The sequence below is a fragment of the Pseudomonas syringae group sp. 247E2 genome, assembly GCF_032587795.1.
GTDB classification, from domain to species: Bacteria; Pseudomonadota; Gammaproteobacteria; order Pseudomonadales; family Pseudomonadaceae; genus Aquipseudomonas; species Aquipseudomonas amygdali.
On record NZ_JAWHPK010000005.1, the window covers coordinates 80,423 to 102,252 of the forward strand.

The window sequence follows — 21,830 nt, forward strand, 5'->3', positions numbered from 1 at the left end:
AAGCTTTTAGCTACAAGCTGCAAGCCAACCGCATAGACAGAAAAATTCAATACGCCGCAATCCAGCTTCTTATTGCAGCCTGAAGCTTGAAACGTGCAGCTAGAAAAACTCGATATAACGCTTCACTTCCCAGTCACTCACGTGGCGGCTGTACTCCACCCATTCCATGCGTTTGAGGCGGATGAACTCACCAACGATCTCGTTGCCCAGCACCTCGGCGAACAAAGGGTCGGCTTCGAGTGCATCGCAGGCTTCCTTGAGCGACTGCGGCAGGGTCTTGATGCCCCGTGCGGCGATTTCTTCCAGGCTCAATGTGTAAAGGTTCTCGTTACAGACGTGATCGATTTCCAGTTGCCGGTCGATGCCGTCCAGCCCTGCGGCGATGATCGCGGCGCTGACCAGATACGGGTTGCAACCGGCGTCCGGCAGGCGAAACTCCAGTCGGCCATAGGGCACCCGCACCATCGCCGAACGGTTGTTGGCGCCGAAGGCAATGAACGCTGGAGCCCAGGTCGCCCCCGACAGCGAGTTGCCGACCACCAGGCGTTTGTAGGAGTTGACCGTGGGTGCCGCGAAGGCACACAGCGCGGGGCCGTGAGCCAGCAGGCCAGCCGCAAAGTGATAGGCCATCTTCGACAGGCCCATGCCGCTGGGGTCGCTGGCGTCGTGAAACAGGTTCTTGCTGCTGGCACTGGCGATCGACAGGTGGAAGTGCATGCCGTTGCCCGCACGCTTCGGATCGGGTTTGGGCATGAACGAGCAGATCATGCCCATGTCGTTGGCGATCTCCCCGGCCGCCATGCGGAAGAAAGTGAAGCGGTCCGCCGACTCCATGGCCTCGCTGTAGGTGTAATTGATCTCGAACTGGCCGTTGGCGTCTTCGTGATCGATCTGATAAATGTCGAAGCCCACCGGCTGTAGCGCCTCGGTCAAGCGCTCGAGAAACTCACGTGAACGCGACAGCCCCTTGTAGTCATAGCAAGGCTTGTCGAGGTTATCGCTGGCATCGACCATTTGCAGGCTACCCGCAGCATCGCGCTTGAACAGGCTGAACTCGGGCTCCAGCCCGGTATTGAGGGTCCAGCCACGCTGGCTGAGGCGTTCGACCTGCTGCTGCAACACATAACGGCTGTCATAGGGCCACGGCTTGCCATCCACATGACCGATGCACACCACCCGCCCATACCCCGGCTGCCAAGGCACGGGGGTCAGCGACGACAGGTCGCCCCTGGCCATGAAGTCCGGGCCGTGGGGTTCCATGCCCATGCCGCAGATAGCGAAACCGGCGAACCCGGCACCGTCCTCTGCAACCATTTCCAGGCCCGTCACAGGAACCGACTTGGTCTTGGCCGAACCATGAATATCCACGAACTGAGCCAGCACGTACTTGATGCCGTGCTGTTCGATCAGGCGCTGTGTTTCGGGTGGCAACATGGGACGTGTCTCCTGGCATGGCAAAACGTTTCAGGGAAGGACCGTTGTTTCACTACCTGCCGAGAATATATTCTGATCAGGAAAGTTACTTTCCCTTTAGGAATGCAAAGCGCTTGCCAGTTTGGTATGCCAGCAAATCGAAGAGACGTGGAAGGGACAATTCAGCTGTTTATATGGGAAACTCGTTTTCTCTCCGGGAATAATCTGCAACTGAGGCACGCGATGACAGCGGCGAAATGCACATTCCCAGTGCGAAATAAAAATTATTGAACGGAAACTGTGCGCAGCCGATGAATATGCCGACCGAACCGCATCCGAAATTGAAGCTTGAGCAATACCTGGGTATTCAGATCAAACGCCAGCGCCAGGCTCAGGAGCTGAAGCTTGCCGACGTAGCGCGCATTGCCGGTATCAGCCAGGGCATGCTGAGCAAGATCGAGAATGCACAGGTGTCGACCAGTCTCGACAACCTCAGCCGTCTTTGCGACGTGCTGGGCATGCCCATGTCCAAACTGTTCAGCCAGTACGATCAGCAAGGCAGCAGTGCACTGCTGGTGAAAGCCGATGAAGGGCTTGAGGTGGTAAGGCGCGGCACCGAGAAAGGCCACACCTATCACTTGCTCAACCATACCCGTGGGCCGAAGAAGAGTTTCGAGGCGTACATGGTGACGATGGACGATGCCAGCGAGGAGTTTCCGACCTTCTCACACCCCGGCACCGAGTTTCTCCACCTGCTCGAAGGCGAGCTGATCTACCGCCACGGCAATCAGCTGTATCCGATGCAGGCCGGTGACAGCCTGACCTTCGACGGCGACATTCCCCACGGCCCCGAGCAACTGGTGCAGGTGCCGATCAAGCTGCTGTCGATCATGAACTATGGTGCGCAGGGCGATTGAGGTCAGACCGGCAGCGGCGCGCCGTGCCTACGGTGGTTACAGGTATTTCAACCAGCTGATATCGCGACGACGCGCCTTCAGCTCAGCGAACCAGCGCACGGCCGGAAACAGCAGCACCGCCAGTACCACCGAGGTCAGCCAGACACTCCATATGTGGTCGAAACCGAAGTATTTGCCCTGGTTGGTTCCCCAGATCGCTACGGCAATCAGGTACAGAATCTTCAGGACGTACAGGTGCAGCAGGTAGAAAAACATCGGTGCCGAGCCGAGCACCACCAAGGGCCGCAACCAGCTTTTTTCCTGACTGCGTTCGAAGGCGATGAGAATCAGCAGACCGATCCCCAGCGTCAGGCTGATGAACAGCAACGACGGTGGGTATTTGGTGATGTTGAAGAAGCTCATGACCGTTTGCACACCGGTCTCGCCAACGCTCCACGGTTTTTCACCGTAGCCGTTGATCATGCGCAGGACCACAAAGCCCGACAGCGCTCCCCCACCCCACATCCACAGGTTTGCACGTCGTTTCGCAGCATCGTAACTACCGGCAAACCAAGGGCCTGCGGCGTAGCCCAGCGCGATAATGCCAATCCACGGCAATAACGGGTAAGAGGTACGGAAACGCAGGTTATCGGAGACCTCGATCCAGCCCCGATCATGCAGAATCGCCCACGGAATGTGCATGGCCGACTCGACACCGAAGTGCAGTGAGTCCAGCAGGTTATGCCCGGCAATGATCACCACGCCAATGACCACCAGCGCCCAGCGCGGCAGATACACCATCAGCGACAGCGCAACCATGCTCAGGCCGATGGCCCAGATCACTTGCAGGTAGATGATGGTCGGCGGGAACTGGAAGGTCCAGGCGAAGCTCACCAGGGTGAACTCCAGGGCAATGAGGAACAGCCCGCGCTTGAGCAGAAACGCCGACACGTCAGTCTTGCCCTGATATTTCTCGCCATACAGATACGCCGAAAGCCCGGTCAGCAGAACAAACAGCGGCGCACATAAATGCGCCAGTGTGCGGCTGAAAAACAGGGCGGGCTCGGTGCTCGCGACCTCCATCGGGTCGAGGACCTGGCGGTGCAGGAAGAAGGTTTCCCGCACGTGGTCCAGCAGCATGAAGAGAATGATCAGCCCGCGCAGAGCATCGATAGAGCGCAGCCGTGATGCTGGCGCGCGGGTTGGTTGAACAACTGCTGTCATGAAAAATCCAGATCCGTAGCCGGAAGTGCAATGAGTCGATTGTGTTCTGTGTCAGAACTCGTTCTGAAGTGCCTTGTAGCCGCGCACCAGGTCAATGTTGGTGTGCGCCACGTCTTCGGAAAATTCCGAGGCCGAAATGCTCACCGGCGGGAATTGCGAAAGATCAGTATTAGGCCCGATCCGGGTGGTGGACGGCACGTAAAAATTCTCCGGCAAATCGCGACCGTCGACCACCGAGTTGTGTCTGACCACACTGCCGTTGCCGACCCGGCAGTTGAACAGCACGCTGTTGAAGCCGATGAAGACGCGGTCTCCGACCATGCAAGGTCCGTGCACGATGGAGCGGTGGGCAATCGAGGTGAACTCGCCGATGGTCACCGCAGCACCCGATTTGGAGTGAATCACCACGCCATCCTGAATATTGGAATTGGCGCCGATGACAATCGGCTCCATGTCCCCTGTAGCGTCGACTTCATCGGCGCGGATCACGGCATAGGGACCGACAAACACGTTGTCCTTGATGATCACCTTGCCGCAGATGATCGCGGTCTTATCGATGTAGGCGGATTCGGCGATGACAGGCAGATGGCCGGAAGGATTTTTACGGATCACGGTATGAAGCCTCAGGACAGGTAGTTGGAGGTCTGGGCGGCCGCATCGTGCGGATGCAGGCTTTCGAAGTGACGCACACTGACGCTGGAGGCTGCATAGCGGCCCTCCAGCGCTTGCTGGACCTTGCGCGCGGCGTCTTCGACGTACATCAGGTTCTGGCCGTTGAGCCGGGCGAATGCCTGCTCATCGGCACGCTTGACGGCGGTTTGTACCGGGGTGCCCAACGCCTGCTCGACCGCGTCGATCAGCGTCATCAGGCCCAGTTCGGTCGCCTGCTCTGCCACCCGCACCTGGACGGTAGCCACGCTGCGCTGGCTGTGCGGCGTGGCGAACGAGGCGTTCTCGCGCAGCCAGGTCGCAACCTGCATCGGGTCGACGAACGACTGCCTGCCAAAGCGTGCCGTAAAAGCCCCTTCCAGCAGTTGTCGAGACAGTGCAGCCGAGCACGGGCAGGTAGACGAATAAGTGATGTCGGCTGAAACGTCGAGGCACAAACGACCGGCGTGCCATGTGGCGTCAAGCTTCACCGGGTAGGATTTCCAGCCGCTGAGCCCTTCGGTAATCAACGCCGGGCGACGGCACAGCAGATTGAAGCTCAGGGTGAGCCGGGCGCGGCTGGAATGGCAGTCCAGGTGACTTTCGACCATGGCTTCCATCAGCGCACCCAGCGTATCGGGGCTCAGTATCTGGTGCTCGGCATACCTGTCGAGGAGCCGGTAGAGCCGCGACATATGGATACCTTTGACACTCGGATCGGCCAGATCGACTTGCAGATCGACATGCGCATGGACCGGATACCGGACGCCCGCTTCGGCCAGCCTGACGGGCACTTCGACGCCCTGCATGCCGACCCAGTCAAGTGAAACCAGGGCCGAGGAAACTTCCGTCAGGGCAACGTCTGGGAGGGGGTTGTTCATGTGCGTCAGTCGTCTCTTTGGCGAACCTCGCCGAGGGGGGCGAAGCCTGATGTTGGCGGTTCACGGCCGCACAGCGTGCAGTCGCAAATTCGTTACACTATAACATCATGCTTATGGACTTCATCAACCAAACGCTACCAGCCCGTTACAGCGCACCACCGACGCCACCTGCGTGTCAGGTCTTAGCCAGCTCCTCGATCAGAAAATCCCGAAAGGCCGCAACCGCTGCGGGCAGGTTGCGGCCGGCCATGCTTTGCAGTTCGATACGACGCGCCTTCATTCCTTCGTCGCTGATCGGCAGCGACTTGAGCTGTTTTTCGTGTGCGCGCTTGTCCAGCGTCATCTCGCTGGACAGGCTGATACCGCCCTCCTCACGCACAAACCGCAGTAGCGCGCCAATGTAATTGCTGGTCAGCACCGGATCGAACAGCAGGCCCTGCACCCCGCAACAGATGTCGAACAACTGGCGCAAGGTCGTGTCGGGATTGGTCAGGGCGATGGCATAGGGTTGCAGCTCGGCCAGCGAGACTTCGGTGCGTGAGGCCAGCGGATGGTTATGACTGACCACTGCGCAGATTGCGCCGCTGTGGATGTGCTCGACCTTGATCTCGTTCTGCGGTGTCAGGCTGAAGGTCAGACACAGGTCCGCATCCCCGGAGCGCACCCGCTCGGTGGCCTGGGCCGGCGCGCAGACCTCCATCGAGAAATGAATGCCTTGATACAGCCGCCGGAATCGCGCAATGCACTGTGGCAGGAAATCCAGGGCAAAGCCTTCCGAGCAGGCAAGTCGTACATGACCACGCTGCAAGCCTTGCAGCTCGGTGATTTCCAGTACGACCTGCTCGGCTTCCAGCTGTGATTTGCGCGCATAGGCTGCCAGACGGATACCCGCCTCGCTAAGCATCATGCCGCGTGCCTGGCGTTCGAACAGCACGGCATCCAGCTCGCGCTCCAGCTTGCTGATCTGTCGACTGACTGCCGAGGACGCGACATTGAGCCGTATCGACGCCTCGCTGATCGACCCGCAACGCGCCACTTCAAGGAAGTAGCGCAACGCGGTGGACTGTACGCCGTAGAGTTGCATCGCGGCTCCTGCGTTGCCTTTTCGGCAATGAAAGGTTCGAAATATTGTGCTTGTGGCATTGATACGCTTTGCCTAGAGTCATGTCGAGGCGCAACATCAATACAACCCAATCAAAAGAACACTGCAGCCTCGTTTCTCCCCTCTTCTCGCATTTGCGACCCCACTGCCCTTTGATACATCCACTTTGCCTTTTGGAGACGACGGCATGGGAATCAAGGGTTTCGCTCGCAGCATCGCGCTATTGAGCCTGTTCAGCAGTTTTTCCGCCCTGGCTGGCAAGGCCGACGACACACTGGTCTACGCCTCCGACAGCGAACCGGAGAACATCAGCCCCTATCACAACGACCTGCGCGAGGGCGTGATTCTCGGTCGCCTGATCTGGGACAACCTGGTCTATCGCAACCCGGACAATGGCGAGTACCAACCCATGCTCGCCACCAGCTGGAAGCAGGTCGACGACACCACCATCGATTTCCAGCTGCGCGAGGGCGTGAAGTTTCACAACGGCGATCCGTTCACGGCAGATGACGTGGTATTCACCCTCAATTACGTGGTATCGCCCGAATCCAAGGTGGTCACGGTACAAAACGTCGACTGGATCAAGAGTGCCGAAAAACTGGGTGACTACAGCGTACGCCTGCACCTGAAAAAGCCTTTCCCGCCTGCGCTGGAATACCTTTCCAACGCTGTGCCGATGTTCCCGAAAAAGTATTTCGAAGAGGTCGGGATGGCAGGCTTCAGCCGTAAACCAATTGGCACGGGGCCTTACAAGGTGACGGCCATTGCTACCGGTGAAGGCGTGAAGATGGACAAGAACCCAGATTACTTTCAGGGCAGCCCACAGGGCCAGCCGAAGATCGCTCACATCAATTTTCGCGTGATTGCCGATGCTGAAACACGTCTGGCCGAGCTGATGACCGGTGGCATCGACTGGACCTGGCGCGTAGCGCCGGATCAGGCCGAAAACCTCAAAGCCATGCCCAACCTGGTGGTCACCAGCGGCGCGACTATGCGTATCGGCTTTCTGATTCTGGATGCGCGCGGCACCTCCAGCGCCGACTCGCCGATGAAACACCTGAAAGTACGCCAGGCAATCAACTATGCGATCAACCGTGACGGTCTGGCCTCGCAACTGGTCGGTGGCGAAAGCAAACCATTGCAGGTCGCCTGCTACCCCGGTCAGTTCGGTTGCGACACCAGCGCAGCCACGGTCTACAACTATGACCCGGCCAAGGCCAAGGCGCTGCTCGCCGAAGCGGGTTACCCGAACGGCTTTGAAACCGAAATATTCGCCTACCGCGACCGCGACTACGTTGAAGCAATCATCGGCAACCTGCGTGCAGTCGGCATCAACGCCAAGCTGCGCTACCTCAAGTACGCGGCCCTGCGTGATCAGCAGCGCGGTGGCAAAGTGCCAATGTCGTTTCAGGCCTGGGGTTCGTTCTCGATTCTCGATACATCGGCCTCGGCCGGCACCTGGTTCAAGGGCAACCCGGACGACAACATCAAGGACCCGCAAGTCCAGGGCTGGCTGCAGACCGCCGACAATGCACTGGACCCACAGGTGCGCAAGGACAATTACCGCAAGGCCTTGCAGCGCATCAGCGAACAGGCGTACTGGGCACCGTTGTTCAACTACTCGATGAACTACGCCTACGTCTCGGACCTGAACTTCAAGCCGTATCCGGACGAGCTGCCGCGCTTCGTACTGTCGAGCTGGAAATAGATCGTTAGTGAAGTTATTTGGCGAGACCTGCTGTGAGGTACGTGACGCGCCTTGCAGCATCGTCAGCCAACCCGTCATTCCCTGAACACAAGGTCACTTGCCATGTTCGGATTTCTCTTGCGCCGCCTGGGCATTGCCCTGTGCGTAGCGATCACCGTGTCGGTGATCAGCTTTTCCCTGCTGCACCTGTCCGGCGACCTGGCCACCGCCATCGGCGGGCCGGAAGCCAGCAGCGAGCAGATCGAACAGATCCGTGTGCAATACGGTCTCAACAAACCATTGGTGACCCAGTATTTCGAATGGTTGGCCGACGTGGTACGCCTGGATCTGGGTGACTCGTTCTTCTTTCAGGAATCGGTCTACAACCTGATCGCCTCGCGCCTGTCGATTACCCTCGGGCTGGGCGCAATGGCCCTGAGCATTGCGCTGCTGATTGCCATTCCGTTGGGCGTACTGGCCGCCGTGAAGCGCGACACGTGGATTGATCGCCTGGCGCTGAGCATCGCGGTACTGGGTCAGGCGATGCCGAGTTTCTGGTTTGCGCTGATGCTGATCGTGGTGTTCTCGGTCACCCTGAAATGGCTGCCGGTATCGGGCAACTCGACCTGGGCGCACTTCGTCATGCCTGCCATCGCGCTGGGTTATTACGCCACACCGGCGATCATGCGCCTGACTCGCGCCGGCATGCTCGACGTGCTCAATTCCGATTACATCCGCACAGCGCGTGCCAAGGGCCTGCGCCCCGCCACCGTGCTGTTCAAGCATGCGTTGCGCAACGCGTTGATCCCGGTGGTGGCACTGGCCGCCGTGGAGTTCGGCTTCATGCTTGGCGGCTCGGTGGTCATTGAAACAGTGTTCTCGCTGCAAGGCATCGGCCAACTGGCCTGGGATGCGATTGCCCGTGACGACTTCCCGGTGGTGCAGGCGGTCGTGCTGTTGATCGCGGTGATCTACATCGTCCTCACCCTGCTGGCCGACGTGCTCAACGCATTGCTCGACCCGCGCATTCGCGTGAAATAGGAGGCCACATGAGCACAACCACCTCATCGCCGCTGCTGATCAACGATTACCAGCCACCGGCGCGCAGTGTCTGGCGCACCCTGCGCAACAGCTTCGCGCACCGCGGTTTTGCCATCGGCGCGGTGTTGTTGCTGATCATCCTGTTCGGCGCACTGTTCGCCCCCTGGCTGGCCCCCTACGACCCTTACACGCAGGATGTAATGCTGCGCATGAAACCACCGGTATGGATGGCCAACGGCACCTGGGACTATGTGCTAGGCACCGACAAACTGGGCCGCGATTACTTGTCACGCCTGCTGTACGGCGCACGCATCTCGCTATTCATCGGCTTCTCGGCGGCGCTCATCTCTGGCGTCATCGGCACCATCATGGGCCTGCTGGCCGGCTACTTCGGCGGCAAGACCGACGCTGTGATCAGCTACCTGATCACCACGCGCCTGGCAATGCCAGTGGTGATGATCGCACTGGCCTCCGCATCGCTGATCGGTGGCTCGCTGAAAGTGGTGATCGTGCTGCTTGGCTGCCTGCTCTGGGACCGCTTTGCCGTGGTGGTCCGCGCTGCCGTACAGCAGATTCGCGACGCTGAATACGTGGCTTCGGCCCAGGCGCTGGGTTGCTCGACGCTGCGCATTCTGGCCAGCGAAATTCTGCCTAATCTGGTCGGCGCACTGATCGTGGTTGCCACGCTGGAGATGGCCCACGCGATCCTTCTGGAATCGGCGCTGTCGTTCCTCGGGGTCGGCGTACAGCCACCGATTCCGTCCTGGGGACTGATGATCGCCGAAGGCAAACCGTACATGTTCTTTTCCCCCTGGGTCATCGCCATTCCAGGCGTCGCCCTGATGGTGCTGGTGCTGGGTATCAATCTGGTCGGTGACGGCCTGCGCGACCTGATCCTGCCCGACGGGCGCAACTGACAGAGGAGATACGCACATGGCGCTGTTGCATGTTGAAAACCTGCGTGTCGAGATTCCTCTCGGCCAAGACACGCTGCACGCAGTGCGCGGCCTGGATTTTCAGGTCGAGCGCGGCGAAATGCTGTGTATCGTCGGCGAGTCCGGCTGCGGCAAATCCCTGACTTCGCTGGCACTCATGGACCTGCTGCCGCGCAAGGCCCGGCGTACCGCAACGACGCTGAGCCTGGACGGCATCGACATGCTGACCCAGAGCGAGCGGCAGATGTGCGACCTGCGCGGCAACCGCCTGGCGATGATCTTTCAGGAGCCGATGACCTCTCTGAACCCGGCCTACAGCATCGGCGATCAGCTCAGCGAAGTGCTCACCCGACACCGCAACGTGTCCCGCAAGGAGGCACTGCAGCGCGCCGCGCAGATGCTCGAAAAAGTCGGGATCAGCAACGCCAGCGAACGCCTGCGTCAGTATCCACATCAATTGTCGGGCGGCCTGCGCCAGCGGGTGATCATCGCCATGGCACTGATGTGCGAACCGGACGTGATCATCGCCGACGAGCCGACCACCGCACTGGACGTGACCATTCAGGCACAGATCCTGCGCCTGATCCGCGACATTCAGAAGGAGCTGGGTCTGGCCGTGATCTTCATCACCCACGACCTGGGGCTGGTGGCACGTATCGCCGACCGGGTTGCGGTGATGTACGCCGGACAGATCGTCGAAACCGCCCCGGCGGTCGAGTTGTTCGAGAACCCGCAACACCCCTATACCCGCGGCTTGCTGGCGAGCATACCGATCCCCGGACGCACTCAACCGGGTCAGCCGCTGGGTTCGATTCCGGGGCTGGTGCCCAGCCTGGTGGGCGAGCAACATGGCTGTGCATTTCGCAATCGCTGCTCGCTGGCAATCCCGGCCTGCGCCGAAGACGTGCCGCCAATCAATAGCCAGGACCACATGACCCGCTGCCTGTTTGCTTCAACGGGCGAAGAAACTGTATTGCACCGTGAGGGCATGACGTCATGAACAATCAGGCCCTTAACACGAGTGTCAAAAAAGACATTGCTCTGGAGCTGTGCGACATCCGTCGCGAATTCAGCATCAGCCGTGGATTTTTCAAACCCAATGCCACTTTGAAAGCAGTCGACGGTGTGTCACTGCGCCTGATGCGCGGCGAAACCCTCGGGCTGGTCGGCGAATCGGGATGCGGCAAGAGCACCCTGGCCAAGATGCTGCTGGGCCTGCTCGCGCCCAGCAGCGGCGATGTGCTGGTCAATGGCAAACACCTCGCCGGAACCGACCGCAAGGAGATGGCACGGCGCATCCAGCCGATCTTTCAGGATCCTTACTCGTCGCTCAACCCGCGCAAGACTCTGCGCGAAATCGTCACTTTGCCACTGATCGTGCATGACATCGGCACCCATACCGAGCGTCGCCAGCGTGCCGAAGCAATGATGGACGTGGTTGGTCTGCCCAAGCGCGTGATCGACAGTTACCCGAGCCAGCTTTCCGGTGGCCAGCGCCAGCGGGTAGCGATTGCCCGGGCCCTGGTGATGCGCCCGGATGTGTTGATTTGTGACGAGCCGACCTCGGCGCTGGACGTTTCGGTGCAGGCGCAAATTCTTAATCTGCTACAGGACCTGAAACAGGAATTCGGCCTGACGTACCTGCTGATCAGCCACAACCTGGCCGTCATCGAACACCTCGCCGACCGCGTCGCGGTGATGTACCTGGGGCGGATTGTCGAAGAGCGCAGCCGCGAATCGCTGTTCGCCAGACCCGGTCATCCCTACACGCAAGCGTTGCTGGACTCGGTACTGACCCCTGACCCGCATCTGGGCATTCCCGATCTGGGTTTGCACGGGACCTTCCCCAATCCTATGTCGCCGCCATCCGGCTGTGCCTTTCACCCGCGCTGCCCGGCCTGCATGGCGGTGTGCAAGGAGAAGTCTCCGGTGATTGGCCGCATGGAAGGCGGAACCGTGCGCTGCCACCTGCGCGACACCTCGAAAACCCTGGAGCTGATGCCCTCATGAGTAGCCGTTCGCACGCCATCGAAAACGTCACTGAACAATTCGACAACGGCGCATTTTTCGCCCTGCTTGGCGAAAGCGTCGCCTATCCGACCCAGAGCCAGGAGGCCGAGAGCCTGCCGGAGCTTTATCGCTATCTGCACGAATTCATTACACCGCATGTCGAGCGTCTGGGTTTCAGCGTGGCGGTGCATGACAACCCGGTCGCCGGGCGTGGCCCCCTAATGATCGCGACCCGTATCGAAGACCCGGCCCTGCCGACCCTGCTCAGTTATGGTCATGGCGATGTGGTTCGCGGTTATGACGCGCAGTGGCAACCGGGCTTGTCGCCGTGGCAGGTCATCGAACGTGGCGAACGCTGGTACGGGCGTGGCACTGCGGACAACAAGGGCCAGCACCTGATCAACCTGACCGCTCTGGAGCAGACCCTCAAGGCACGCGACGGCAAGCTGGGTTTCAACGTCAAACTGCTGCTGGAAATGGGCGAAGAAGACGGCTCGCCGGGTCTTGGCGCGTTCTGCCAGGCCCACGCAGAAGAACTCGCCGCAGACATTTTCATCGCCTCCGACGGCCCACGCCTGGCAGCGGCGCGCCCTACCCTGTTTCTTGGCTCGCGCGGGGTGTTCAACTTCGAGCTGACGGTGAACCTGCGTGAAGGCGCGCACCATTCCGGCAACTGGGGCGGGCTGCTGGCCAACCCAGGCATCATTCTGGCCAACGCAATTGCCAGCATGGTCGATGCGCATGGCCGGGTGAAAGTCGCGGGCCTGATGCCGACAGCCATCCCCGATGCCGTGCGTACTGCGTTGGCGGATATCGAGGTCGGCGGCGGCCCCGGCGACCCGGACATCGACGCTGGCTGGGGCGACCCGGCGCTGTCGCTCAGCGAAAAAGTTTTCGGCTGGAACACCCTCGACGTTCTCGCCTTCAAGACCGGCAACCCGGACGCCCCGGTACACGCCATTCCCGGTAAAGCGCACGCGTTATGCCACATTCGCTTTGTGGTCGACAGCGATTACAACGCGTTCATTCCCGCCGTGCGTGCACACCTGGATGCGCACGGTTTCACCCAGGTCGAAGTCCGTCAGACGCGCATGGACGTAATGCACGCCACGCGCCTGTCACCCGACAGCCCGTGGGTCGGTTGGGCACTGGCATCGCTGGCCGTCACCACCGGCAAGAAGCCGGCACTGCTGCCCAATCTGGGCGGCTCGCTGCCCAATGACGTGTTCGCTGAAGTGCTGGGCCTGCCGACTGTCTGGGTGCCACACTCGTACCCGGCGTGCTCACAACATGCCCCCGACGAGCATTTGCTGGCACCGGTGGTCAAAGAAAGTCTGCAAATCATGGCCGGACTGTTCTGGGACCTGGGAACGGACGGCGTACGGCTGACCCGCGAGCATCGGATACAGGAGCTGAGTGAATGAATGAGGCACAACGGCAGGCCACCGACTGGCTGAGCGGGCAGTACGAGGCAATGGAGAAGCTGTTGCAGAGCCTGGTCGATACCGACTCCAACAGTTACGACAAGGCCGGAGTGGATGCGGTCGGCGAACTGCTCGCCGCGCAATTGCTGGCCGACGGGATCAGCGTCGAACGTATCCCGGTTGACGGTTTCGGCGATGTGCTGCTGGCTGAATTGCCAGGCGGCCCCGGCAAGCCGGTGCTGCTGCTCGGCCATCGCGACACGGTATTTCCCAAAGGCACCACGTCCACTCGCGGCTATACCAAAGATGCCGAACTGGCCTATGGCCCTGGCGTGGCCGATATGAAAGGCGGACTGGTGCTGAACTGCTTTGCGCTGAAAGCGTTGAAGCGCATCGGCCCGCTGCCGTTTCCAGTACAGATCCTCTATACCGGCGACGAAGAAATCGGCTCGGCCAGCGCTCGTGTTCACATCGAAAAATACGCCCGCCAGGCTCGCGCGGTGCTCAACCCGGAACCGGGACGCGCCAGCGGCAACGTGGTCAGTGCCCGCAAAGGCGGTGCCACGCTGATCATCGAAGTCAGCGGCCGCGCGGCGCATTCCGGGGTCAATCACGCCGACGGTGCCAGCGCGATTCAGGCGCTGGCGCACAAGGTGATCAAGCTGCATGCGTTGACCGACTACGCAGCGGGCATTACCACAAACGTCGGCTTGATCTCGGGCGGCACCTCCAGCAACACCGTTGCACCCAGCGCCACGGCGAAGCTTGATGTGCGCTTTGTCGAACTGCGCCAATGGGATGAAATTCTCGCCGCCGTCCAGGCCATTGTCGCCGAAGAGGAACTGCCCGGCACATCGGCCAGACTGCTGGAAGCCACGACCTTCCTGCCCATGGAAGCCCGGCACAGCACTGAACTGCTGAGTATTTATCAAGGTCTCGCGCAGGAACTGGGTTTCAGCGTGGAAGGTGAGTTCACCGGCGGCTGCGCCGACTCGGGCTTCACCGCCAGCCTGGGTATCCCTACGCTGTGCGGCCTCGGCCCGGTCGGCGGCAAGGTACACACCGACCGTGAGTATCTGGAGCTTGATACCCTGGTGCCCAGAGGCCAGGCGCTGGTGGCGACGATACTGGCGTTGGGGGATGGTTGAAGAGACTGCCAACGTGCGCCCGACCTGGAAAAAGAGGCGCGACGCAGGTGTGTGACGCAGAGCGTCACGAAATGCATTCCCACGCGGAGCGTGCGGAACGATGACATTCGGGAGAACATTCCATGCAAAACCCATCCGAGCTCCTTGGCAAATCCGCCACCGAACTGCGTGCGCTGATCGGCAACAAACAGATCTCGCCAGTGGAATTGCTCGACGCCTGTATCGAGCGCATTGAAAGCCTGAACCCGAAAATCAATGCGTTCGCCGCCACCTGTTTCAAGCGCGCCCGCGACGAGGCACTGCTGGCCGAGCATGCAGTCCTGCAAGGCAAACCGCTGGGGCTGCTGCATGGCCTGCCAATCGGCATCAAGGATCTGGAAGAAACTGCCGGGGTACTCACCACTTACGGCTCACAATTGTTCCGCGACAACATCCCCGCGCAGGACAACCTGTTCGTCGCCCGCCTGCGTGCTGCCGGAGCAATCGTCGTCGGCAAGACCAATGTCCCGGAACTCGGCGCCGGAGCCAACACCCGCAACGTAGTCTGGGGCGCGACCGGCAACCCGTTCAATCCGGAACTCAACGCAGGCGGTTCCTCGGGTGGTTCAGCCGCCGCATTGGCTGTGGACATGGTGCCGTTGTGCAGCGGTTCAGACACCGGTGGTTCGTTGCGCATTCCCGCAGCACTGTGCGGCATCGTCGGCCTGCGACCTTCACCCGGCTTGGTACCGAGCGAACGCAAAAAACTCGGCTGGACGCCGATTTCCGTTGTTGGCCCGATGGGTCGCAATGTCGCCGACACGCTGCTGCAACTGCGCGCCAGCGCCGGGCTGGGACAGTCTGATCCGTTGAGCTATGCCATTGCCGATGACGAATTTGCACCACGCACCGTCGACCTCAGCCAACTGCGGGTCGGCTATAGCGAAGACTTCGGCGCGTGCGCAGTCGATGACACAATCCGTGCCGTTTTCCGGGAAAAAATCAATGCACTGAAGCCGCTCTTCAAATCCTGCGAAGCCATCGACCTGAATCTGGGCAGCGCCCATCGCACCTTCGATGTACTGCGTGCCGAAGCCTTCGTTGCAGGGTTGCAGGACGCCCATGACCGCGACCCCGATGCGCTGGGACCCAACACCCGCGCCAACTTTGAGATGGGCGCCGCCATGTCGCTGCAGGACTGCGTCAAGGCGCACGGCGAGCAGAGCCGGATCTTTCGCGGTTTCCAAAAGCAATTCGAACACTACGACCTGATCCTCGCCCCGACCACGCCAGTCTCGCCCTTCCCGTGGAGCGAACTGTACCTGCGCGAAGTCAACGGTGTACCACTGGACAATTACTATCGCTGGCTGGCGCTGTGCTACACCATCACCCTGACCACCAACCCGGCACTGTCCCTGCCCTGCGGCACCGACCACAACGGCATGCCGTTCGGGTTACAGGTGATCGGCGGGTTCCGCGGCGACGCAAAACTGCTCGCCTGCGCCGAAGCGCTCGAACAGGCGACGACGAATGACCCACGCTTGTCCCGCCCACGCCCGGACCTGCAAAAATTGCTGGCCTCGGCGGTCGACCTGACGCACATCGTCACGCATCCACCGGTTTACGGCGGATCGAGAACGGGCAAGCCGGAGATTGGGGCGATGTGAACGCGGCGCAGCCAGGTTCGGAAAGATGAGGGGCAAAATCTGCCCCTCAACGTTGAAGCACGTTACTTGGGTAACGCGTAGGCAATCACGTAATCGCCACGATCCGGCGATTGGCGTGCACCGCCGGCGGTGAGCAGGATGTACTGCTTGCCGGTTTTGGGCGACACGTAGGTCATCGGGCCGGACTGGCTGCCGACTGGCAGACGGGCCTTCCAGATTTCATTGCCGTTGCCGCTGTCGAAGGCACGCAGGTAGAAGTCCTGGGTACCGGCGAAGAACAGCAAGCCCGACTGGGTGGACAGCGAAGCACCCAGCGTCGGCATGCCAATCGGAATCGGCAGGCCCATGCGGACGCCCATCGGACCTGTGTCTTTCACGGTGCCGACCGGAACCTGCCACATCAGCTTTTTGGTTTTCAGGTCAATCGCCGACATGGTGCCGAACGGCGGTGCCTGGCACGGAATGCCGACGGCAGACAGGAAGCGCTGGCGCATTGCACCAAACGGCGTGCCGGTCTGCGGCACGACGCCCATCTCGATACCACTGGCACCGGCGGCGATCTTGTCGCGCGGGATCATGTAGTTGGCCAGGCCCAGGCGCATGTCATTGACGAACATATAGTTGTTGGTCGGGTCGACCGAGACGCTGCCCCAGTTCATGCCGCCCAGCGAGCCGGGGAACTGCAACGCAGGGTCCAGGCCTGGCGGTGTGTAAACGCCCTCGTGACGCATGCCTTTGAAAGCGATGCGGCACATCAGTTGGTCGAACGCCGTGGCACCCCACATGTCGGACTCTTTGAGGGTCTGGTTGCCAATCGACGGCATGTCCACCGAGAACGGCTGGGTCGGAGAATAGCGCTCGCCCGGCACATTACCCTGCGGCACAGGGCGTTCTTCGACACGCGAAATTGGCACGCCGGTTTCGCGGTTGAGCAGGAAAATCTCGCCCTGCTTGGTGACTTGCGCCAATGCCGGCTGCGTACCGCCCTTGCCGTCCGGGATGTCATACAGCAACGGTTGCGCCGGAATGTCGAAGTCCCACAGATCATGGTGGGTCATCTGGAAGTTCCAGCGCACCTGACCGGTCTTTACGTCCACCGCAACGACTGATGAGGACCATTTGTCGTCCTGCTCGGTACGCGTCCCGCCGAAGAAGTCGGGTGTAGCGTTACCGGTCGGCAGGTAGATCAGGCCGAGCTTGTCATCGTAGGACATGGCCGACCAGACGTTCGGCGTGCCACGCGTATAGGTTTCACCTGCTGGCGGACGCTTGTTGGTATTCGGGTTACCCGGATCCCAGGCCCAAACCAGCTCACCGCTGTGTACGTCGAAAGCACGCACCACGCCTGGAGGTTCGCCGGTGGAGAAGTTGTCGGCAACCCGACCGCCCACCACCACTACATTACCGGCCACCAGCGGCGTCGAGGTCTGCTGGTAGTAGCCTTCCTTGACTTCGCCCATGTCGGTTTTCAGATCGACTACGCCTTGATTACCAAAGTCCTTGCAGGTCTCGCCGGTCCTGGCATCGAGTGCGATCAGGCGAGCGTCGCCAGTCGGCAGAAACACGCGTGTGGCGCACGCGGCGGCTGGCTGGGCAGGTGCGTCGGGTGCAGCTGCGGGTGCGGGTGCGGCGAAGTAGCCCAGGCCTCGGCAGCGCTGCCAGTTGGGCGCACTGCCCTGCGGATCGAACTTCCAGCGCTGAGTGCCGGTGTCAGCATCCAGTGCGAATACTTTGCCGTAGGCGGTGCAGGTGTAGACCGTGTCGCCGACCTGCAGCGGGGTGTTCTGGTCTTCTGCACCGGCACCTGTGCTCTGCGGAATGTCGCCGGTGTGGAAGGTCCAGGCAACCTGCAGCTTGTCGACGTTGCTCTTGTTGATCTGATCCAGAGCAGCGAACCGGTTACCTGCCGGCGTATTGCCCCAGTGTGCCCAGTCCTTCTGCTCGGCACCCGGCGCCACCGGGACAATAGGCGGCACGCTGCTGGCGCTGACCACATGGCTCGGAACGAACATGTAGCCAATGGTCGCCACAACACCGATGGCCAGCATGCCGGCCAGACCATATGCGCCACGACCCGCCTGAGCACCCGAAGCGCGCACCAGTGTCGGGTAGATCAGCGCAATCACCAGGCCGATCACGGCAAAGGTCAATAGGCGGGACACCAGCGGCCAATAGTGCAGGCCTGCATCCCAGATAGCCCAGATGGCGGTCAGTACCAGGGCGATGCCATACAACAAAGCACCTTTGGGTTTGCGCGCGGCGATCAGCGCACCACTGATCAGCATCGCCAGTCCCATCAGCAGGAAGAACCAGCTGCCGCCCAATGTCACCAGATAGCCGCCGCCACCTGCCAGACCGAGCCCGATCAGGGCGATCAGTACTCCCAGCCCAAGCAGCAGCAACCTGCCGCCAGTTCCTGTGTCTTGCTTGTTTGTCATTTTTCAAACCTGTCGGATTTTTACAGCCGAACAGAATGTACCAAACGGTTCATAATGACAAATTGTCGCAGGCTGCCAAGCTTCTGGAACAGGCTTTTGCGGGCGATCAGCGCACAGTTTTTGCGTTTATGCGCACGCCTATAGCGCCATGCCATCCCGACCGATCAATACATGGCCCGGCAGTCCTGGCGGCAGCCCCATCAACCACGCATCCAGCGTATGGCCGATGTGCGTCAATACCGCCTTGCCCGGTCGCAACTGGTCGATGGTTTGCAGCGCCAGGGTCAGGTCATTGTGATTGCGTGGCGGCTGAGGCTGTGGGGGCATGGAACAATCGAGAATCAACACATCCAGCGGTTGGCGTTGCAAAAACTCGCAGGTCGCGTCGGGCAAGCCGACTGTGTCGGTCAGGTAGGCAAAACGTTGCCCGTCGCCTTCAAACATGTACCCGAACGTGGGCTTGGAGTGCGTCAGCGGCAACGCCGTAACCTGCAGTGCGCCCAGTGCCCGGGTTTCGAAGGCTGCAAACGGCTGGCTGAAATCGAGAATGCCGGGGTGCTTGTAGAGGTCGGCCAGGCCTTCCGGGTCCGCCGGGCCGTGGACCGGAATCACCAGCCCCTGGCCCCAGCGCAGATGCAGCAGGCCCTGGGCATGGTCGGCATGGTAATGCGTCTGCAGGATGCCATTCAGGCTGCGCGGCGGGAAACGTTCGGTAAGGTCGGTCAGGCCGCTATCGATCAACCAGCGCTGATCGGCGCATTCAATCAGCGCACTACACGGCAAGCGTCGCAGGTCCTGATTCGCCCGCGCCGCCGAGCAGGCCGGGCACTGGCAACCGTAGACCGGCACCTGTCGTGCGTCACCGGTGCCCAGCAGGGTCAGGCGCATGCGTCACGCCGCTCCATCAGGCCGATAAGCGTGGCGACGGTCTGTTGCAGATCACCCGAATTATCCAGCGGGAAGACCTGCGGATTGTTCGCCAGTAAATCCCCGGCAAAGCGCGAGTTGCGCGCTAGGCGCTCCTCGATTTCCGCAAGGGTTTCCCTGTTGCGCGCCAACAGCCGTTGGCGCAGCACGTCCTGATTGACGGTCAGCAGCACCGCCAGCAGCGTCGGATAACGCAATTGCGCTTTCTGCAGATGCGCCCGGGAGCCGTTGATCAACACGTCGTGGCCCTCCAGCAGCCACTGATCGATCTCGATGGGGATGCCGTAGTGCAAGCCATTGGCCTGCCAGCTCAAGGCAAACGCGCCACGCTCGCGCATCTGCTCGAACTGTTCGACCGTCACCGCCTGTGCCGCCTCGCCCACCGCTTCGGCAGAACGGGTGATCACCCGCCGTACAACCCGGCAGTTGCGTTGCGCCAGCGTTTCACGGGCTGCATCCAGCAGGCTGTCCTTGCCTGAACCGGACGGCCCGATGAGATAGATCAACCTGCCAACCATCAAAACACCCTCTTGCCTTGTCGCCAGACCTTGTCGATAACCGGCAGGCCTGCATGATTGCGCGCCTGAATCAGATCAGCGCGCAGACCGATGCGAATCTCGCCCCGATCCGCCAACCCTGCCGCAACGGCGGGCGTGCGGCTGACCATATTGATCGCGTGCGGCAGCTCGCAGTCGTTGTCCTGTTCGGCCAGCATGAACGCGGCCTGCAACAGGCTGGCCGGGTAGTAATCGCTGGACAGAATGTCCAGCAGCCCGTGTCGGGCCAGCGATGCTGCCGCCACGTTACCGGAGTGCGAGCCGCCGCGCACGATGTTCGGTGCGCCCATCAGCACACTCATGCCCAGTTGCCGACAGCCGCGGGCCGCTTCGAGTGTGGTCGGGAATTCGGCGATGTTCATGCCGAAACCTGCCGATTCCTCGACATGTGCCATGGTTGCGTCGTCGTGGCTCGCAATCGACAGGCCGCGCGCCAGGCACAGTTCGACAATCGCGCGCCGGTAGCGGTCGGCATACTCGGTGGAATTGGCCACCTGTTCGACGATAAAGCGGTCCATTTCCTCATGACTCATGTGGTACTTGCCCATGTAGTACTCGCGGTACTTGGACTCCAGGGCAAATTGGCGCTGGCCGGGCGCGTGGTCCATCACCGAAACCAGTTGCACCAGTGGCTGGTCCACCAGGTCACGAAACACGCTCAGGGTATCCGGATGACTGACCTCACAACGCAGGTGCAACAGGTGCTCGGCGCGGGTCAGGCCCGCTGCGTTGGCGTCGGCAATCGCCTGAAGCATTGCGGGCAGTTGCTGCATGCGCTTGCCTTTGGGGTTGATGTCGCCAATAGACAGTGCATCGAACACCGTGGTAATCCCGGCCGCGACAATTTGCGCATCATGGCTGATCACCGCCGACATCGACGGCCAGTCGACACCCGGCCGCGGCGACAGGTGCTTCTCCAGATTGTCGGTGTGCAACTCCACCAGGCCCGGCAGCAGGTAATCGCCCTGCATGTCCTGAGCCTGGCTCAGTTGGCTGCGCCCGCTCTGAACCTCGGCAATCAGGCCGTCGCGGACCACGACTGTGCCGACGAACACCTGCTCGGCAGTCACCACACGGGCGTTACTAAAGATCTGTTCGTTCAGCATTGCAGCAACTCCTTGGCGGTGAGGTCCACCGGGCTCATGTCGAGTTGACGATTGGCGACTGCCTCACGGGCGTCGCGGTCATGAAAAATACCGATCAGTGCGGCACCGGCCTGTTTGGCCTCGTCGACCAGCTCCAGCACCACCTGACGGTTGGCGTCGTCCAGCGAAGCCGTCGGTTCGTCGAGCAATAAAACCGGCCACGGCACCATGAATGCCCGGGCGATGTTGATACGCTGCTGTTCACCACCGGAAAAGGTGCTGGGAGCCAGTGGCCAAAGGCGCTGGGGAATGTTCAGCCGGTTCAGCAGCAGTTGCGCGCGCTCCTGAGCCTGTTCGCGCGACCATCCGCGTGCGAGTGCCGGCTCCATCACTACATCCAGGCTGGAGACACGCGGAATGACGCGCAAGAACTGGCTGACATAGCCGAGCGTTTTGCGCCGCACCTCAAGCACCTGGCGCGGGGTTGCCCCGACCAGTTCGGTCCACTCGCCTTCGTGCTGTACGCGGATGCTGCCAGCGGCAGGCAGGTAGTTGCCGTACAAAGTGCGCAACAATGTGCTTTTGCCCGCGCCGGACTGCCCGCTGAGCACCAGGCATTCGCCAGCGCGCACCGAGAAACTGAGCCCGCGCAGCACATCGAGGACCACGCCGTTGTGCTGGTGCAGGGTGAAGGTTTTCGACAGGTCACGGACCTCGATCAAGGTTGTCATCGGGCTCACCTCTTCTGTACAGGCTGTTCGGACAGTG

19 protein-coding genes are annotated in these 21,830 nt (G+C 61.0%); 9 read left to right on the top strand and 10 right to left on the bottom strand.

What is annotated here, in order from left to right:
* Positions 1–99: 99 nt before the first annotated feature.
* Complete coding sequence (glnT, locus tag RYC18_RS06350) at positions 100–1,434, bottom strand: type III glutamate--ammonia ligase (RefSeq protein ID WP_002553848.1); 1,335 nt, start codon at positions 1,432–1,434, stop codon at positions 100–102.
* A gap of 290 nt (positions 1,435–1,724) precedes the next feature.
* Between glnT and RYC18_RS06355 the strand changes: the two genes are divergently transcribed.
* Positions 1,725–2,330 carry a helix-turn-helix domain-containing protein gene (locus tag RYC18_RS06355; RefSeq protein WP_004665568.1) on the top strand — a complete coding sequence of 202 codons (606 nt, stop codon included), beginning with the start codon at positions 1,725–1,727 and terminating at the stop codon, positions 2,328–2,330.
* Positions 2,331–2,366: 36 nt separating this feature from the next.
* On the opposite strand, the gene RYC18_RS06360 is transcribed toward RYC18_RS06355, so the two are convergent.
* From RYC18_RS06360 to RYC18_RS06375, 4 genes are all read right to left on the bottom strand, one after another.
* The gene (locus tag RYC18_RS06360) at positions 2,367–3,533 is read right to left on the bottom strand and encodes a DUF1624 domain-containing protein (protein ID WP_044292846.1); all 1,167 of its coding nucleotides are present in this window, start codon (positions 3,531–3,533) and stop codon (positions 2,367–2,369) included.
* A gap of 51 nt (positions 3,534–3,584) precedes the next feature.
* Positions 3,585–4,145 carry a carbonate dehydratase gene (locus RYC18_RS06365; RefSeq protein WP_005779671.1) on the bottom strand — a complete coding sequence of 187 codons (561 nt, stop codon included), beginning with the start codon at positions 4,143–4,145 and terminating at the stop codon, positions 3,585–3,587.
* Positions 4,146–4,156: 11 nt separating this feature from the next.
* A complete protein-coding gene (folE2, locus tag RYC18_RS06370) occupies positions 4,157–5,062 on the bottom strand; it encodes a GTP cyclohydrolase FolE2 (RefSeq protein ID WP_004660572.1) in 906 nt (301 codons plus the stop codon).
* Between the two features lie 175 nt (positions 5,063–5,237).
* The gene (locus tag RYC18_RS06375; protein ID WP_016981366.1) at positions 5,238–6,146 is read right to left on the bottom strand and encodes a LysR substrate-binding domain-containing protein; all 909 of its coding nucleotides are present in this window, start codon (positions 6,144–6,146) and stop codon (positions 5,238–5,240) included.
* Positions 6,147–6,351: 205 nt separating this feature from the next.
* Here RYC18_RS06375 and RYC18_RS06380 point away from each other — a divergent pair, with 205 nt between their 5' ends.
* The 8 genes from RYC18_RS06380 (at position 6,352) to RYC18_RS06415 (ending at position 16,055) form a co-directional block, all read left to right on the top strand.
* A complete protein-coding gene (locus RYC18_RS06380) occupies positions 6,352–7,872 on the top strand; it encodes an ABC transporter substrate-binding protein (protein ID WP_005779677.1) in 1,521 nt (506 codons plus the stop codon).
* Between the two features lie 102 nt (positions 7,873–7,974).
* Positions 7,975–8,892, top strand: coding sequence for an ABC transporter permease (locus RYC18_RS06385; RefSeq protein ID WP_003348343.1), 918 nt, complete (start codon positions 7,975–7,977; stop codon positions 8,890–8,892).
* Between the two features lie 8 nt (positions 8,893–8,900).
* Entirely contained in the window at positions 8,901–9,809 is a 909-nt protein-coding gene (locus RYC18_RS06390; protein WP_057405302.1) for an ABC transporter permease, read from the top strand.
* 16 nt (positions 9,810–9,825) lie between these two features.
* On the top strand, positions 9,826–10,827 hold the full coding sequence (locus RYC18_RS06395) for an ABC transporter ATP-binding protein (protein ID WP_029240938.1): 1,002 nt from the start codon (positions 9,826–9,828) through the stop codon (positions 10,825–10,827).
* On the top strand, positions 10,824–11,837 hold the full coding sequence (locus RYC18_RS06400; RefSeq protein ID WP_004665574.1) for an ABC transporter ATP-binding protein: 1,014 nt from the start codon (positions 10,824–10,826) through the stop codon (positions 11,835–11,837). The genes RYC18_RS06395 and RYC18_RS06400 overlap by 4 nt, the downstream gene beginning before the upstream one ends.
* Positions 11,834–13,261, top strand: a complete 1,428-nt coding sequence (locus RYC18_RS06405; RefSeq protein WP_005744235.1) for a M20 family metallopeptidase — start codon at positions 11,834–11,836, stop codon at positions 13,259–13,261. Before RYC18_RS06400 ends, RYC18_RS06405 begins: the two co-directional genes overlap by 4 nt.
* The gene (locus RYC18_RS06410) at positions 13,258–14,409 is read left to right on the top strand and encodes a M20 family metallopeptidase (protein WP_057405301.1); all 1,152 of its coding nucleotides are present in this window, start codon (positions 13,258–13,260) and stop codon (positions 14,407–14,409) included. Before RYC18_RS06405 ends, RYC18_RS06410 begins: the two co-directional genes overlap by 4 nt.
* Positions 14,410–14,531: 122 nt before the next feature.
* Positions 14,532–16,055 carry an amidase gene (locus RYC18_RS06415; RefSeq protein ID WP_016981362.1) on the top strand — a complete coding sequence of 508 codons (1,524 nt, stop codon included), beginning with the start codon at positions 14,532–14,534 and terminating at the stop codon, positions 16,053–16,055.
* Between the two features lie 62 nt (positions 16,056–16,117).
* Here the strand turns inward: RYC18_RS06415 and RYC18_RS06420 are convergent, their stop codons facing one another.
* The 5 genes from RYC18_RS06420 to phnL form a co-directional block, all read right to left on the bottom strand.
* Entirely contained in the window at positions 16,118–18,493 is a 2,376-nt protein-coding gene (locus tag RYC18_RS06420) for a glucose/quinate/shikimate family membrane-bound PQQ-dependent dehydrogenase (RefSeq protein WP_057405300.1), read from the bottom strand.
* A 138-nt stretch (positions 18,494–18,631) separates the two neighbouring features.
* Complete coding sequence (phnP, locus tag RYC18_RS06425; protein WP_005779697.1) at positions 18,632–19,381, bottom strand: phosphonate metabolism protein PhnP; 750 nt, start codon at positions 19,379–19,381, stop codon at positions 18,632–18,634.
* Positions 19,372–19,938 (bottom strand): phosphonate metabolism protein/1,5-bisphosphokinase (PRPP-forming) PhnN, encoded by a 567-nt coding sequence (phnN, locus tag RYC18_RS06430; protein WP_004665582.1) that lies wholly within the window; start codon positions 19,936–19,938, stop codon positions 19,372–19,374. The genes phnP and phnN overlap by 10 nt, the downstream gene beginning before the upstream one ends.
* On the bottom strand, positions 19,938–21,083 hold the full coding sequence (locus RYC18_RS06435; protein WP_005732942.1) for an alpha-D-ribose 1-methylphosphonate 5-triphosphate diphosphatase: 1,146 nt from the start codon (positions 21,081–21,083) through the stop codon (positions 19,938–19,940). Before RYC18_RS06435 ends, phnN begins: the two co-directional genes overlap by 1 nt.
* Positions 21,077–21,793 (bottom strand): phosphonate C-P lyase system protein PhnL, encoded by a 717-nt coding sequence (gene phnL, locus RYC18_RS06440; protein ID WP_005744242.1) that lies wholly within the window; start codon positions 21,791–21,793, stop codon positions 21,077–21,079. The genes RYC18_RS06435 and phnL overlap by 7 nt, the downstream gene beginning before the upstream one ends.
* Between the last annotated feature and the right edge of the window lie 37 nt (positions 21,794–21,830).

Coding starts and splice junctions, on each gene's coding strand:
- glnT (WP_002553848.1), bottom strand. CDS start 1,434: ATGTTGCCACCCGAAACACAGCGCCTGATCGAACAGCACGGCATCAAG.
- RYC18_RS06355 (WP_004665568.1), top strand. CDS start 1,725: ATGAATATGCCGACCGAACCGCATCCGAAATTGAAGCTTGAGCAATAC.
- RYC18_RS06360 (WP_044292846.1), bottom strand. CDS start 3,533: ATGACAGCAGTTGTTCAACCAACCCGCGCGCCAGCATCACGGCTGCGC.
- folE2 (WP_004660572.1), bottom strand. CDS start 5,062: ATGAACAACCCCCTCCCAGACGTTGCCCTGACGGAAGTTTCCTCGGCC.
- RYC18_RS06375 (WP_016981366.1), bottom strand. CDS start 6,146: ATGCAACTCTACGGCGTACAGTCCACCGCGTTGCGCTACTTCCTTGAA.
- RYC18_RS06380 (WP_005779677.1), top strand. CDS start 6,352: ATGGGAATCAAGGGTTTCGCTCGCAGCATCGCGCTATTGAGCCTGTTC.
- RYC18_RS06385 (WP_003348343.1), top strand. CDS start 7,975: ATGTTCGGATTTCTCTTGCGCCGCCTGGGCATTGCCCTGTGCGTAGCG.
- RYC18_RS06390 (WP_057405302.1), top strand. CDS start 8,901: ATGAGCACAACCACCTCATCGCCGCTGCTGATCAACGATTACCAGCCA.
- RYC18_RS06395 (WP_029240938.1), top strand. CDS start 9,826: ATGGCGCTGTTGCATGTTGAAAACCTGCGTGTCGAGATTCCTCTCGGC.
- RYC18_RS06400 (WP_004665574.1), top strand. CDS start 10,824: ATGAACAATCAGGCCCTTAACACGAGTGTCAAAAAAGACATTGCTCTG.
- RYC18_RS06405 (WP_005744235.1), top strand. CDS start 11,834: ATGAGTAGCCGTTCGCACGCCATCGAAAACGTCACTGAACAATTCGAC.
- RYC18_RS06410 (WP_057405301.1), top strand. CDS start 13,258: ATGAATGAGGCACAACGGCAGGCCACCGACTGGCTGAGCGGGCAGTAC.
- RYC18_RS06415 (WP_016981362.1), top strand. CDS start 14,532: ATGCAAAACCCATCCGAGCTCCTTGGCAAATCCGCCACCGAACTGCGT.
- RYC18_RS06420 (WP_057405300.1), bottom strand. CDS start 18,493: ATGACAAACAAGCAAGACACAGGAACTGGCGGCAGGTTGCTGCTGCTT.
- phnP (WP_005779697.1), bottom strand. CDS start 19,381: ATGCGCCTGACCCTGCTGGGCACCGGTGACGCACGACAGGTGCCGGTC.
- phnN (WP_004665582.1), bottom strand. CDS start 19,938: ATGGTTGGCAGGTTGATCTATCTCATCGGGCCGTCCGGTTCAGGCAAG.
- RYC18_RS06435 (WP_005732942.1), bottom strand. CDS start 21,083: ATGCTGAACGAACAGATCTTTAGTAACGCCCGTGTGGTGACTGCCGAG.
- phnL (WP_005744242.1), bottom strand. CDS start 21,793: ATGACAACCTTGATCGAGGTCCGTGACCTGTCGAAAACCTTCACCCTG.